At 70.5% G+C, this 12,893-nt stretch carries 11 protein-coding genes; 5 read left to right on the forward strand and 6 right to left on the reverse strand.

The window, feature by feature from the left end:
• The first annotated feature begins 23 nt into the window (after positions 1-23).
• Entirely contained in the window at positions 24-1,145 is a 1,122-nt protein-coding gene (locus tag K1T35_RS45855) for an epoxide hydrolase family protein (protein ID WP_220257890.1), read from the forward strand.
• Positions 1,146-1,224: 79 nt separating this feature from the next.
• Here K1T35_RS45855 and K1T35_RS45860 read toward each other — a convergent pair whose 3' ends face one another.
• The 5 genes from K1T35_RS45860 to K1T35_RS45880 all read right to left on the reverse strand — a co-directional run bounded on the left by K1T35_RS45860 (position 1,225) and on the right by K1T35_RS45880 (position 7,271).
• Positions 1,225-2,124, reverse strand: a complete 900-nt coding sequence (locus K1T35_RS45860) for a DMT family transporter (RefSeq protein ID WP_220257891.1) — start codon at positions 2,122-2,124, stop codon at positions 1,225-1,227.
• Positions 2,125-2,219: 95 nt separating this feature from the next.
• On the reverse strand, positions 2,220-3,770 hold the full coding sequence (locus K1T35_RS45865; RefSeq protein ID WP_220257892.1) for an adenylate/guanylate cyclase domain-containing protein: 1,551 nt from the start codon (positions 3,768-3,770) through the stop codon (positions 2,220-2,222).
• A 56-nt stretch (positions 3,771-3,826) separates the two neighbouring features.
• Entirely contained in the window at positions 3,827-4,648 is an 822-nt protein-coding gene (locus K1T35_RS45870; RefSeq protein WP_220257893.1) for a MaoC family dehydratase, read from the reverse strand.
• Positions 4,648-5,970 (reverse strand): 3-oxoacyl-ACP reductase, encoded by a 1,323-nt coding sequence (locus tag K1T35_RS45875; RefSeq protein ID WP_255621378.1) that lies wholly within the window; start codon positions 5,968-5,970, stop codon positions 4,648-4,650. Before K1T35_RS45875 ends, K1T35_RS45870 begins: the two co-directional genes overlap by 1 nt.
• A gap of 14 nt (positions 5,971-5,984) precedes the next feature.
• Entirely contained in the window at positions 5,985-7,271 is a 1,287-nt protein-coding gene (locus tag K1T35_RS45880) for an acetyl-CoA C-acetyltransferase (RefSeq protein ID WP_220257895.1), read from the reverse strand.
• Positions 7,272-7,327: 56 nt separating this feature from the next.
• On the opposite strand from K1T35_RS45880, the gene K1T35_RS45885 reads away from it, so the two are divergent.
• From K1T35_RS45885 to vanA, 4 genes are all read left to right on the forward strand, one after another.
• Entirely contained in the window at positions 7,328-7,957 is a 630-nt protein-coding gene (locus K1T35_RS45885) for a TetR family transcriptional regulator (protein ID WP_220257896.1), read from the forward strand.
• A complete protein-coding gene (locus K1T35_RS45890) occupies positions 7,954-9,897 on the forward strand; it encodes an acyl-CoA dehydrogenase (RefSeq protein WP_220257897.1) in 1,944 nt (647 codons plus the stop codon). The genes K1T35_RS45885 and K1T35_RS45890 overlap by 4 nt, the downstream gene beginning before the upstream one ends.
• 127 nt (positions 9,898-10,024) lie before the next feature.
• On the forward strand, positions 10,025-11,053 hold the full coding sequence (vanH, locus tag K1T35_RS45895) for a D-lactate dehydrogenase VanH (protein ID WP_220257898.1): 1,029 nt from the start codon (positions 10,025-10,027) through the stop codon (positions 11,051-11,053).
• Positions 11,046-12,107: a D-alanine--(R)-lactate ligase gene (gene vanA / locus K1T35_RS45900; RefSeq protein ID WP_220257899.1), complete on the forward strand. Its 1,062-nt coding sequence runs from the start codon at positions 11,046-11,048 to the stop codon at positions 12,105-12,107. The genes vanH and vanA overlap by 8 nt, the downstream gene beginning before the upstream one ends.
• Positions 12,108-12,484: 377 nt before the next feature.
• Here vanA and K1T35_RS45905 read toward each other — a convergent pair whose 3' ends face one another.
• The gene (locus K1T35_RS45905; RefSeq protein WP_370645278.1) at positions 12,485-12,874 is read right to left on the reverse strand and encodes a winged helix-turn-helix transcriptional regulator; all 390 of its coding nucleotides are present in this window, start codon (positions 12,872-12,874) and stop codon (positions 12,485-12,487) included.
• Positions 12,875-12,893: the final 19 nt, after the last annotated feature.

Genomic DNA, 12,893 nt, shown 5'->3' on the forward strand with positions numbered 1-12,893 from the left:
ACATCGCTCCTAGTGTCACTGCCATGAGCGACGAGATCCGCCCCTTCCGCGTCGACGTCCCGCAGGCCGACCTGGACGACCTCACCGACCGGCTCGCCCGCACCCGCTGGCCCCGGCAGCTCCCCGGTGGCTGGGGCCGCGGCGTGCCGGTCGCGCAGCTGCGGGAGCTCGCCGAGTACTGGCGCACCGGCTTCGATTGGCGCGCTCAGGAGGCGCGGCTGAACGAGTTCCCGCAGTTCCTGATCGAGATCGACGGCCAACAGATCCACTTCCTGCACGTCCGTTCGCCCCGGCCCGACGCTCTCCCGCTGGTGATCACCCACAGCTGGCCGAACTCGGTGGCCGAGTTCCTGCAGCTGATCGGCCCACTCACCGAGAGCGGTTTCGACGTGGTGGCGCCGTCGCTGCCGGGATTCGGGTTCTCGACGTTTCCCGAGCCCGCTGACGAGCGGCCGTGGACGGCGGAGCGCGTCGCACGGACCTGGGCGGAGCTGATGGCGCGGCTGGGCTACGAGCGGTACGGGGCGCACGGCAACGACGCGGGCGCCCTCGTGTCGCCGCAGCTGGCGCTCGTCGACGCCGAGCACCTCGTCGGGGTGCACATGACCGCAGGTGTCGGGATCCCGACCGGCGACCCCTCCGAGCTCGAGGGCCTGACCGACGAGGACCGCGCCGGGCTGGAGCATCTGGCCTCGCTGTTCTCCGGCGGCAGCGGCTACGCGCCCTACCTCGCGAGCCGGCCACAGACCCTTGCCTACGGCTGGCTCGACTCGCCCGTCGCGCAGCTGGCCTACCTGGTGGAGCGGCTCGCCGAGTTCGACCGCTGGCCCACCGGAACAGACGCGCTGCTGCCGCACCTCGACCGCGACCAACTGCTCACCACCGCGTCGCTGTACTGGCTCACCGGCACCGGCGGCTCGTCGTCCTGGACCTATTACGACGGCGCTGCCGGGATGCCGATCGACCAGGCGGTGGTGCCGACCGGGGTCTCCCACGGCGGCCCGGAGGTGTTCCGGCGGATCGCCGAGCGGAACAACGAGATCACGCACTGGTCGGGCCTCGAGGCCGCGAGCCACATGGTGGCGATGGTGGACGCGGAGCGACTGGCGACGGACATCGGGAAGTTCTTCGCGGGCAAGCGCTGACCGTGCACAGCAAGCGGCCACCGTGCACATGGCAGGACGTGTGCGCGGTGGCGCGGAGGTGTGCACGGCGGGCCCGGCACTAGCGACGGCGGGACAGCCCGACGCCCAGCAAGCAGACGGCGCCGCCCGCGATCGCGAGGAGTGGGGGCACCTCGCCGAGCAGGGCTGCGGACATGAGGATCGTGACCGGCGGCACCAGGTACGTGCTCACGCCGAGCCGGCCGGCGTCCATCCGCGCGAGCGCGTAGGCCCACGTGCTGAAGGCGAGGGCGGTGGGCACCACGCCGAGGTAGACGAGCCCGGCCGTCGCCGCACCCGGGGCGGTCGCCAGCTCGGTGAGCAGGCCGGGTGTGAACGGCACGCAGGCGATCGCCGCCGTCGTGCAGGCGAGCCATGTGACCTGCAGCCCTGGCAACCTGCGCAGCACCGGCTTCTGGGCGAGCACGCCGACCGCGTACGTGACGGCCGCGACGAGGCTGAGCACCACGCCGAGCAGGTCGGACTCCGCCGCGTTCGAGGTGGCCGCGCCGACGAGGACCGCGCCGCTGAACGCGACGAGCGCGCCGATCACCAGCCAGCGCGGGAAGCCCTCGCCCAGCAGCAACCCGGCGAACAGCGCGATGAGGATCGGACCGACGTTCACCAGCATCGCCGTTGTGCCTGCGTCGATGCGCTGCTCGGCGGCGTTGAGGGCGATGTTGTAGATCCCGAACCACGAGATCCCGCACAGGACGATCAGCGCCCACTCCCGGCGCGTCGGCCACACCCAGCGGCGCATGACCAGCAGACCCGCGCCGAGTGCCAATGACCCGATGAGCAGCCGGCCCAGCGTCAGCGGGCCGGGCTCGTAGTGGGCCCCGACGGCGCGGATCGCCACGAACGCCGACGCCCACGCGAGCACCGTGATCCCGACGGCAACCAGCGCACCCCAGCGGTAGCGAGAGGCAGGTACAACGGGGCGGACGGCGGCGCTGGACATGCCATCGACGCTAGCTGCGCCCCCGGCGGCGACCACGCGATTTTCGGACATCGAGCTGCGGGGCAGAGTGAGCCGCCACACCCCGCTCAAGGCCGTCAGCGGGTGCCGGCAGCTGCCGCTCTGTCCGGCTGCCGCGGGGCGTGCTCCTTCGGGGTGGCCAGGCGGGTGGGGGTGGTGCGGCCGCGGAGCACGGTGGCGTCACCGAGCTCCCACCGCGCCGCCTCGTCCTCGAGGGCCATGGCCACGGCGTCGGCAGAGGCGAGGACCCGGCCGGCCACGGTCTTGGCCAGGTCGGTGAGCCGGGCGGCCTCGTTCACCGGGTCGCCGATCACGGTGTACTCGTAGCGGCGCACGTCGCCGACGTTGCCCGCCACGGCGTCCCCTGCCGAGATCCCGATGCCCGCGGTGACGTCGGGCAGCTCCGCGGCGAGGCGGGTCGCCAGCACGCGTCCGGCCGCGAGCGCGCAGCCTGCCGGGTCGATCCCCGCCACCGGCGCTCCGAAGACGGCGAGTGCGGCGTCACCCTCGAACTTGTTGATCCAGCCGTCGTGCTCCTCGACCACCTCGACGACGACCGCGAAGAAGCGGTTGAGCAGGCCGACGACCTCCTCCGGTGGTTGTTCGGCCGTGAGCGACGTCGACCCGACCAGGTCGACGAACAGCACGCCGACCCGGCGCACCTCGCCGCCGAGCCGGACCTCACCGGCCGCGGCCGCCGCGCGCGCCACGTCCCGGCCGACGTGCCTGCCGAACAGGTCGTGGATCCGCTCCCGCTCGCGCAGCCCGGCGACCATCGTGTTGAAGCCGGACTGCAGCTGTCCGAGCTCGGTGCCGTCGTACACCGTGACGCTCGTGTCGAGCTTCCCGCGCTCGACGCGGCGCATCGCGCGTCGCACCGCGTTGACCGGGTCGGCAACCGCTCGGGCCGCGCCGACCGTCACGAGCAGACCCGCCGCGAGCGCGGTGCCGCCGACGGCCAGCATGATCACGGCGAGGCGGCCGGCCGGCACGTCCCCGTGCACGAGCGCTGCGATGGCGGCGATCATCAGCCCGACCACCGGCACGCCGGTGCCCAGCGCCCAGAACAGCAGCGACCGCACCACGATCCCGGGCAACCCGCGCCGGGGCAGCGGGGGGTGCGTGGCCAGCACGCGCGCGGCGGTGCGTCGCAGGATCCGCTCGCTGAGCAGGTATCCCAGCGCGCACGTCGTGATCCCGCCGAGCAGGATCGTGTCGCCGACCGCCACGGCGAGCCGCACCGAGTAGCGCAGGTTGAGCAGCACGAACACCGGGACGGCCGCCGCCCACAGGACGCCCTGCACCGTGACGAGCCGCAGCGGTCCGTAGAGCACCATCCGGCGCTCCCGCCGCTGCTCGGCGTCCGGCTCGCCCCGGCGCAGCCGGAACCGCCTTCCGCCCCACCACAACCCCATCGGCAAGGACACCAGCAGGTACAGCCCGAAGGCGACGACGTTCTCGGTGCGGACCAGACCCGGATCCCCGAGCGGGCCCTCCGGCAGCACCCATGCCGCCAGCACGAAGACGACGACGGCCCCGACGACGTTCGCCACCAAGACGACGACGGCCAGCGCGATCCGGGCGGGCCAGTCGATGACCCACCGCCGGACTCGCCTGCTGCGCGTCATGAGCAACGAGTCTAGGCCGATCGGAGGAACCTCCCCGTTTCCGCCGTTCGTCGGAATCAGGGCCGGGTGATACGTGCCTTCAGGTGGGAGGCCTTGCGGCCTCGGACCTCCACCGCCCACGCGTCGCCTTCCGCTCGCGTGCGCAGTTCCACCGTGGAGGGGAGCAACAGCGGCTTGCCGAACGCCACGTCGTAGCCCATGCCCGATGGCAGCCGACCCTGGAGCGCGGCGACGGCACGCGCCGCGGTCCACATGCCGTGCGCGATCGCCCGCGGGAAGCCGAACGCCTTCGCCGTCAACGGGTGCAGGTGTATGGGGTTCACGTCCCCGCTCACGCGGGCGTAGCGGCGGCCGGTGCCGGAGTCGACGCGCCAGGTGGCGACCGCTGTGGCGTCGTCGATCCCGGCCGGCTCGGCCGGGTCGGGAGCGCCATCGGGTGCGGTGGCGCCGCGGGCGAGATAGGTGCTTCGGCCCTCCCACACCACTTCGCCCGCAGCGTCGATCTCGGCGACGAGGTCCACCTGCGCACCCTTCGGGTGCGCCCGCAGCCCCTCGGCGTGCACGCGGACGGCGAGCCGCTCCGCGGCGTCGATGGCCCGGTGCGCCGTGATCCGGTTCCGGACGTGCACGAGCCCGGGCAACGGCAACGGGAAAGACCGCCGCGCCATCAGCTCCACCTGCAGCGGGAACGCCAGCACGTGCGGGTAGGTGACCGGGAGGGCGTCGGCGACGGGGAAGCCGCACACGTGCGCGTACTCCGCGAGGTGGTCGCGATCGACGGAGACATCCCTGACGATCGCGGTGTCGGGCAGCGTGTGCCCGCGCGGACCGACCGCACCGAGCGCGGCTTTGACGTAGAGGGTGCCGAGGCCCGCCATCAGGCCCCCAGCATGTTCTGGCCGTCGACCCGCACCACCTGGCCCGTGACGCCTGCCGACGCGGCCTGGCCGAGCCAGCCCACCGCCTCGGCGACGTCGACGGGCAGCCCGCCCTGACGCAGGCTGTTGACCCGCCTGCCCGCCTCCCGGGTGGCGAGCGGCATCTTCGCCGTCATCGCGGTCTCGATGAACCCCGGCGCGATCGCGTTGATCGTGGCCCCCCGCGCGGCGAGCCGAGGGGCGAGCGCGCGGACCATCCCGATCACGCCCGCCTTGCTCGCCGCGTAGTTCGTCTGCCCGCGGTTGCCGGCGATCCCGCTCATCGAGGAGATGCAGACGATCCGCGCACTGTCACCGAGCAGGCCGGCGTCCGCGAGCAGCGCGCCGTTGATCGCGAGCTGGGAGCGCAGGTTGACCGCGAGAACGGCGTTCCAGCGGTCGGCGTCCATGTTGGCGAGCAGCTTGTCGCGGGTGATGCCGGCGTTGTGCACCACCACGTCGACGCGGCCGTGCCGATCGCGCAGATGCGCGAGCAGCCGTTCGGGCGCGTCGGACGCGGTGATGTCGAGCTGCAACGCGGTGCCGCCGGTGCGGTTGGCGACCCGGGCCAGCGCGTCGCCCGCGGCCGGGACGTCCACCGCCACGATCGTGGCGCCGTCGCGGTGCAGGGTGTCGGCGATGGCCTCGCCGATGCCCCTCGCGGCGCCCGTGACGACGGCGATCCGCCCGGCGAGCGGCCGCGCCGGATCTTCCGGCTCGACAGGGCCGACCGGCGCCGCGACCCGGACGACCTGCCCGGAGACGAACGCCGAGCGGGCGGACAGGAAGAACCGCAGCGAGGAGGCGAGCGCGTCGACGCCTGCGTCGGGCGCCACGACGAGCAGGTTGGCCGTGGCCCCTGCCCGCACTTCCTTGCCCGCCGAGCGGACCAGCCCTTCGAACGCCTGTGCCACGGCCGCGGCCTCAGCGTCCTCGGCGTCGGCGGCCGGACCGAGCAGCAGCAGCCGTCCGGACGGGGCAAGCCGACGCACCGCGGGCGTGAGGAACTGCTGGGCGGTGGCCAGGTCGTCGAGGGTGCGCACAGCCGTGGCGTCGAGGACGGCCGCGGCCACCTTGCCCTCCTCGCCCGCTTCTGCCACCCCGGCGTCGGCGAGCAGGGCGCGGACGTCGTCCGCGATCCCGCCCTTGCCCACGGCGGCGACCAGTGCGGGCCCGTCGAGCAGCGGCCGCCCTGGCTCGTAGCGGCGCAGCACCGGGATGCGCGGCACCCCGAGCCGCTGGACGAACCGGTTCTGCGACAGGTCGCGCAGTGTGTCCTTCATCGGGGTGTCCTTCATCAGGCCGCCTCCAGGATCGCGACGACGCCCTGCCCGCCCGCCGCGCAGATGCTGATCAGCCCGCGGGCCGGGGCGCCCTTCTCCTGCAGCAGCTTTGCCAGGGTCGCGACGATCCGCCCACCGGTTGCCGCGAACGGGTGGCCGGTGGCGAGCGACGAGCCCGCGACGTTGAGCTTCGACCGGTCGATCGACCCGAGCGGGGCGTCGAGGCCGAGCCGCTCCTTCGCGAACGCCGGGTCCTCCCAAGCCTTGAGGGTGGCGAGCACGGTGGACGCGAACGCCTCGTGGATCTCGTAGAAGTCGAAGTCCTGCAGCGTGAGGCCGTTGCGCTCGAGCAGTCGAGGCACCGCGTACACGGGCGCGGTGAGCAACCCGTCCTGACCGTGCACGAAGTCGACGGCGGCGGTCTCGGCGTCGACGACGTGCGCGAGCACCGGCAGACGGTGCTCGGCGGCCCACTCGTCGGAACCGAGCAGCACCGCGGATGCGCCGTCGGTGAGCGGGGTGGAGTTGCCGGCCGTCATCGTCGCGGCGTCCCCGCGACCGAACACCGGCTTCAGCTTCACGAGCTTCTCCACAGAGGTGTCGGCGCGCAGGTTCTGGTCGCGGGTGAGGCCGAGGTAGGGCGTGACCAGGTCGTCGAAGAAGCCGCGGTCGTAGGCCGCGGCGAGGTTGCGGTGGCTCGCGACGGCGAGCTCGTCCTGCTCCTCGCGGCCGACCTGCCATTCCTGGGCGGTGATCGCCGCGTGCTCGCCCATCGAGAGCCCGGTGCGTGGCTCGGCGTTGCGCGGGATGTCCGGCACGATCTGGCCGGGGCGCAGCCCGCGCAGCGCGGCGATGCGCGCCCCGAGGGTCTTCGCGGCGTTCAGCGCCATGAGCACGCGGCGCAGATCGTCGTTCAGGGCGATCGGCGCGTCGCTCGCCGTGTCGACGCCGGCGGCGATCCCGCTGTCGACCTGCCCGAGGGCGATCTTGTTGGCGACGAGGACGACGGTCTCCAGCCCGGTGCCGCAGGCCTGCTGCACGTCGTAGGCGGGCGTGTACGGCGAGAGCGTGCTGCCGAGCACGGCCTCACGGGTGAGGTCGCGGTCGCGGCTGTGCTTGAGCACCGCGCCCCCTGCCACCTCGCCGAGCCGCTGCCCGGCAAGGCCGAAGCGCGCCGCGAGGCCGTCGAGCGTCGCGGTGAGCATGTCGAGGTTGGACGCGCGGACGTACGCGCCGTTCGCGCGGGCGAACGGGATGCGGTTGCCGCCGATCACGGCGGCCTTCCTCCGGGTCTCCGGCATGTCGGTCTCCTACCCACGAGTAGCCGGTACCTAAAGTACCCGGTACTGTGAGTTTCGTGCAGTCGGTACGGGATCGGCGGGCCAGCCGGTGGGACGACCACCGGCGCACTCGGCGTGCCGAGCTCACCGATGCCGCCATCGCCGCCATCCGCGCCCACGGCGCAGGCGCCGGGATGGACGACGTGGCCGCCGCGGCCCGCACGAGCAAGACCGCCGTCTACCGGCACTTCGCCGATCGCAACCAGCTCTACGTCGCGGTCTGCGAACGGGTGGCCGAGGTGCTGCTCGGACAGGTGCGCGCGGCGATGGACGGCGCAGCCGGCCCCCGCGCGAAGACCGCGGCCGCCATCGCGGCATACCTACGCCTGATCGAGCACGACCCGCAGGTGTACCGGTTCGTGATGCACCGGCCGCTTGCCGACGCCGACCTGGTCGCCGACCTGGTCTCGCTGATCGGCGACCAGGTCGCGGAGGTCATCGCCGAACAGCTCACCGACGCGGGCTCCGATCCCGGCCCCGCCGTGCCGTGGGGCCACGGAGTGGTGGGGATGGTCCGTTCGGCGGCGGACAACTGGATCGCCCGTCCGGCGGGTATGACCAGGGACCAGCTGGCCGATCACCTCACCGCCCTCGCGTGGGCGGGGCTGTCCGGGGTGGTCGCCCGCACCGAGGAGGAGACGTCATGACGGTCGACCGGCACGCCCTGCAGGGCGTCCTCGACGGGAGGTGGGCGCGGGTCCGCGACGAGATCCGCGCCCAGATGGACGAGCTCGCGTTCAACCCCGACCCGAACCTCTCCACCGAGGAGTACCGCGCCCTCACCACCGAGAACCTGCGCCACCTCGCGAGCACGGGACGGCCCCGGCAGGGGTTCGACCCGGTGTACGGCGGCGAGGGCGACGTCGGCGGCGTGGTCACCGCGTTCGCGATGCTCGGCTACGGCGACCTGTCATTGCTGGTCAAGGCCGGTGTGCAGTGGGGATTGTTCGGCGGCGCGGTGCAGGTGCTCGGCACTTCGCGTCACCACGACGAGTACCTGCGGCAGATCATGGACGGCGAGCTCCTCGGCTGCTTCGCGATGACCGAGACCGGCCACGGCTCCGACGTCCAGCACCTGCGCACCACGGCCACCTACGACCCGGCCACCCAGGAGTTCGAGATCCACACGCCGGACGTGGACGCCCGCAAGGACTACATCGGCAACGCCGCCCGGGATGGCCGGATGGCCGTGGTCTTCGCACAGCTGATCACGCAGGGGCAGCCGCAGGGCGTGCACGCGCTGCTCGTGCCGATCCGGGACGAGTCCGGCGCCCCGATGCCCGGCGTCACCATCGGCGACTGCGGCCGGAAGGCGGGCCTCAACGGCGTCGACAACGGCCGGCTGATGTTCGACCACGTGCGCGTGCCGCGCGAGGCGCTGCTCAACCGGTTCGGCGACGTGGCCGAGGACGGCACGTACAACAGCTCGATCGCGAACGAGACCCGCCGGTTCTTCACGATGCTCGGCACGCTCGTCCGCGGCCGGATCAGCGTGGCGGGCGGTGCGGGCACCGCCACGCAGAAGGCGCTCGCGCTGGCGATCCGCTACGGCGCCGTCCGGCGGCAGTTCGCCGACCCCTCCACCGGCGAGGAGGTCGTGGTCCTCGACTACCTCGTGCACCAGCGCAAGCTCCTGCCCGCGCTCGCCACCACCTACGCGCTGAACTTCGCGCAGAGCGACCTGGTGTCGGACATGCACGACCTCCAGGCCCCGGGCGCCGAGGGCGACGAGTGGCGCCAGCGCGACCTGGAGACCCGCGCCGCGGGCATCAAGGCCGTGGCCACATGGCACGCCACGGCCACCATCCAGACCTGCCGGGAGGCGTGCGGCGGTGCCGGCTACCTCGCCGCCAACCTGCTGCCGACGCTCAAGGCCGACACCGACGTGTTCACCACGTTCGAGGGCGACAACACCGTGCTGTTGCAGCTCGTCGCCAAGACGCTGCTGTCCGACTACGGCCGCCGCGTCGCCCGGCTCGACATGGCGGGCAAGGCCCGGTTCGCGGCCGACCTCGTGGCAGGCTCCGTGGCCGAGCGCACCGGCCTGCGCGCGATCCTGCGCCGCGGCGACATTCGGGACCGCGCGTACCAGCGGTGGCTGCTCGTCGAACGCGAGCAGCACCTGCTCACGAACGCGGCGCAGCGGATGCGCAAGGCACTCGCGCCGGGCGCCGACCAGTTCGGGATCTTCAACGGCGCCCAGGACCACCTGCTCGTCGCCGCCCGCGCCCACGTCGACCGGATCCTGTTCGACTCGTTCGCCGCCGCCGTCGACCGGACAGGCGACGCGGGCGTGCGCAACCTTCTCGGCGACGTACTGCGGCTCTACGCGCTGACGGTGATCGAGAACGACCGAGCGTTCTTCATCGAGCACTCCTACCTGACGTCGGGCCGCGCCAAGGCCGTGACGCAGGCCGTCAACGCGCTCTGCGGGCGGCTGCGCCCGCACGCCCGCACCCTCGTCGACAGCTTCGGCATCCCGGAGCGGTGGCTGGACTGCCCGCTGCTGGACGGCGAGCGCGAGACCGGGCCCGCCGCACCTGCCCCTTCGCGGGACGAGCCGAGTGACCTGGCCTCAGTGGGTTAGGAGCGTCTGAACGACTCCGGCCGTAGCGACGCACGGACAAGTTCTCGACGATACGAGCCAGAGCATATCGTCGGCATATCGAGAACCGCATACGTGGCGGCAACACCACACCGCCTTGACTGCAGGCATGACCTACCGCGGACCGGCGCGAACAGCGGCCCGACCTCTGGCGTCCTCGTCCTCGTCGGCCATCTCGACGGGAATTACGATCTATGGATGCGAGTGGGATGAAGCCGCCTTGTTCCGAGAGCTGGCGCCCCGCTTCCGCATAACGCCGACCATCACCGCGGCAGCGGTATCCGAAGCCAATATTGACCTCGCATTCGGAAACCGGTGCATCAGCGTCGGCCATAAATCTCAAATCGCCAATCACACCCTTCTTGCACTGAGTCAGATCGGCGTCACGTACATCTCCACGAGAAGCGTCGGATACGATCACGTCGATGTGGGGTACGCAGCGCGCATCGGCATTTCCGTCGAAAACGTCGCCTACTCTCCCGACAGCGTCGCCGACTACACGCTGATGCTGATGCTGATGGCGGTGCGAAATGCCAAGTCCACCATCCGCAGCGCGGATGTTCATGATTACAGATTGACCGACGCACGCGGGAAGGAACTACGCGATCTGACGATCGGGGTAATCGGAACAGGACGTATCGGGACAGCGGTCATGGACCGACTGAGGGGATTCGGCTGCCGAGTACTGGCCTACGACAACCGCCCCCATGCGGCCGCCGACTACGTTCCCCTCGATGAGCTGATACGGCTGAGCGACATCGTAACGCTCCACACACCGCTCACCGCCGATACGCACCACCTCCTCGATCGCCGCCGTATCGAGGAGATGAAGCGCGGCGCGTTCGTCATCAATACCGGACGCGGTTCTCTGCTCGATACCGAGGCGCTTGTTGCGGCATTGCAGAGCGGCCGGCTGGGCGGTGCGGCACTGGACGTCCTCGAAGGCGAGGAAGGAATATTCTACGCCGACCGCAGAAACAATCCGGTTGAGAACGAAGCGTTGCTGCGGCTACAAGAGCTGCCGAACGTGCTCATCAGCCCGCATACGGCCTACTACACAGACCATGCCCTGAGCGACACCGTGGAAAACTCCATCACGAACTGTCTGAAATTCGAAAGCGGGAACCACCATGGGTAGGTTGCGGGTCGGAGTCATCTTCGGGGGTAGCTCCGAAGAGCACCCCGTCTCGGTCAAATCGGCGCAAGAGGTCGCCAGAAACCTCGACGTCGAAAAGTACGAGCCGTTCTACATCGGGATCACGAAGAGCGGTTCCTGGATGCTTTGTGACGGCCCTGACGCAAATTGGGAGACCGGCAGTTGCCGTCCGGCCGTCCTCGCACCGGACAGCAGCGTACGCGGATTGCTCGTCCTGGAGCGGGGACGATACGAAACGATCAGCCTGGACGTCGTACTGCCCGTTCTGCACGGCAAGCTCGGCGAGGACGGCGCGATTCAAGGTTTGTTGGAGCTCTCCGGCATCCCCTACGTGGGCTGCGATGTCCAAAGTTCCGCCCTGTGCATGGACAAATCCCTCGCCTACATCGTCGCCAGCAGCGCGGGAATCGCCACGCCGAATTTCTGGACCGTGCTGCCGAACGAGCACATCGATCCCGACCGGTTCACCTATCCCGTCTTCGTGAAGCCGGCCCGCTCGGGCTCGTCCTTCGGCGTCAGCAAGGTATCTCGAAAAGCGGATCTGCCGACCGCATTGAAAGACGCGAGACAGTACGACTCGAAGGTCTTGATCGAAGAGGCTGTCATCGGCAGCGAGGTCGGATGCGCCGTCCTGGGGAACGACCTGGACTTGATCACAGGCGAGGTGGATCGAATTTCCCTCTCGCACGGCTTTTTCAGGATCCATCAGGAGAGCACACCTGAAAGCGGCTCCGAAAACTCGGTAGCCATCGTTCCCGCCGACATTTCGACAGAGTCGCGTTCGCTCGTCCAGGAGACCGCAAAGGCCGTTTACCGCGCCTTGGGATGCAGGGGACTGTCGCGGGTGGACATGTTCCTCGAGGAGAATGGAAGAGTGGTCCTCAACGAGGTCAACACCCTACCTGGCATGACCTCGTACAGTCGATATCCGAGAATGATGGCAGCCGCCGGGTTGCCGCTTGCCGAAGTGCTCGACCGGATGGTGTCGTCGGCATTGAACGGAAAAGCCAATGAAAGGGTGACTTCGTCTTCTTAGACGAGTGGCCGCGCCGCCGAGACTTTCCCGACCCGGGGTGTCGGCTTTCGCACCGAACCGCTGATCACCGCCTGGGCCGGGGTGCGTTCCGCGGAACGCACCCCGGCCGCTCGACTGGCGGCAGGCATGATCCGAACTAGCGGTGTCCACGGCTGCCCCCACAACCATGAGCAACCGAAACTCCGGATCATGCACGGGAAGATCGCAAGTAGCGGGTGCACACGGCTGCCGGCACAGCCATGAGCAACCGATACTTCGGATCATGGGCGCGGCCACCACCGGACGGGACCCGGCAACAGCGCCGAAACACCCGTCGCGCGGTGGCAGTCCCCGTTCCCCCGCCTCGACCAGCAAGATCACGAAGTCGAGCAGTGGTACTAGTCTCGCGCGGCGCGTGCCCGCTGAACGTCGGGGATGTGGGTGCCGATCCAGTCCAGCAGGCCTGCGAGGTGGACGGTGACTTCCTGCCCGAGGCCGGTGAGGCTGTAGGTGACCTGCGGCGGTGCGGTGGGAACCACCTCGCGGTGGACGAACCCGTCGGTCTCGAGCGTGCGCAGCGTCTGGGCGAGCATCTTCTCGCTCACCCCTCCGATGGCCCGGCGCAGCGCGCTGTAGCGCAGCGGACCATCGCGCAACCCGACCAGCACCAGCACCGCCCACTTGCTCGTGATGTGGTCCAGCACACCGCGTTCGGGACACTGGCTGTCGAACACGTCACCCCGAACGCGGGCCATTACCCCGGTCACCTGCATGCTCACCTCACCCACTGGTGCTCACCTCGAGGTA

Origin of the sequence: Pseudonocardia sp. DSM 110487, assembly GCF_019468565.1 — a bacterium.
GTDB lineage: Bacteria > Actinomycetota > Actinomycetes > Mycobacteriales > Pseudonocardiaceae > Pseudonocardia.

Excerpts from the sequence above, each read along its gene's own strand:
- K1T35_RS45855 (WP_220257890.1), top strand. The coding sequence starts at position 24 with ATGAGCGACGAGATCCGCCCCTTCCGCGTCGACGTCCCGCAGGCCGAC.
- K1T35_RS45860 (WP_220257891.1), bottom strand. The coding sequence starts at position 2,124 with ATGTCCAGCGCCGCCGTCCGCCCCGTTGTACCTGCCTCTCGCTACCGC.
- K1T35_RS45865 (WP_220257892.1), bottom strand. The coding sequence starts at position 3,770 with ATGACGCGCAGCAGGCGAGTCCGGCGGTGGGTCATCGACTGGCCCGCC.
- K1T35_RS45870 (WP_220257893.1), bottom strand. The coding sequence starts at position 4,648 with ATGGCGGGCCTCGGCACCCTCTACGTCAAAGCCGCGCTCGGTGCGGTC.
- K1T35_RS45875 (WP_255621378.1), bottom strand. The coding sequence starts at position 5,970 with ATGAAGGACACACTGCGCGACCTGTCGCAGAACCGGTTCGTCCAGCGG.
- K1T35_RS45880 (WP_220257895.1), bottom strand. The coding sequence starts at position 7,271 with ATGCCGGAGACCCGGAGGAAGGCCGCCGTGATCGGCGGCAACCGCATC.
- K1T35_RS45890 (WP_220257897.1), top strand. The coding sequence starts at position 7,954 with ATGACGGTCGACCGGCACGCCCTGCAGGGCGTCCTCGACGGGAGGTGG.
- vanH (WP_220257898.1), top strand. The coding sequence starts at position 10,025 with ATGACCTACCGCGGACCGGCGCGAACAGCGGCCCGACCTCTGGCGTCC.
- vanA (WP_220257899.1), top strand. The coding sequence starts at position 11,046 with ATGGGTAGGTTGCGGGTCGGAGTCATCTTCGGGGGTAGCTCCGAAGAG.